Here is a 617-nt window from a genome sequence, read left to right as displayed (position 1 = left end):
TACTAAAGGTATATGCCATCATTTTCTTGGTCACCATTTTGTAACGGAGAAGAGAGAATGGCATAAATTGTCTGTAGATGAATCAATTAGTGTTGGTTTTATTAATGCCGATACATTTGTGAGTTTAGGCGGAAAACAATCTAGCAGGAGCATTTCTGGTCGAGTAATTTATAATTATTTCGATGGATTAATACCTGAATATTCGGTTAAGAATGATTGTGATGACATATGGGTATTCATTGATAGTGAAATGCGAGCAGGCAATAACGCAGAATATCTTTATCGTTATGTAAGGGAAAAAACATCAGATAAAAATATCTTTTTTGTGTTGAACGAAGAGTCACCAGACTGGGGTCGTTTAGAAAAGGATGGCTTTAATTTAATACCATTTGGATGCAATAAGCATAAAGATATTCTGAAGATGTGTAGTAAGGTTATTAGTTCTCATGCTGAAAGTTATGTTACAAATTTATTGGGACCTAAGATGCTTTTGGGTAAGCACTTCATTTATCTACAGAATGGAATTAATCAAAGTAGATTCGCGGCAGAGTTAAATAAACAGGAGGCTATTGATTGCTTCATTACCTCAACGCCTGATGAATATCAGGGGATTATAA

Annotated in this window: 1 pseudogene; it reads left to right on the top strand. The window is 34.4% G+C overall.

Annotation, left to right across the window (positions count from 1 at the left end):
- Nucleotides 1-617: pseudogene (locus NNN71_RS24905) on the top strand (CDP-glycerol glycerophosphotransferase family protein); the annotation flags it as partial.

Origin of the sequence: Kluyvera sp. Awk 3 (assembly GCF_028069715.1) — a bacterium.
Lineage (GTDB): Bacteria > Pseudomonadota > Gammaproteobacteria > Enterobacterales > Enterobacteriaceae > Kluyvera > Kluyvera georgiana_A.
This window is presented reverse-complemented; position numbering and strand designations above follow the sequence as displayed.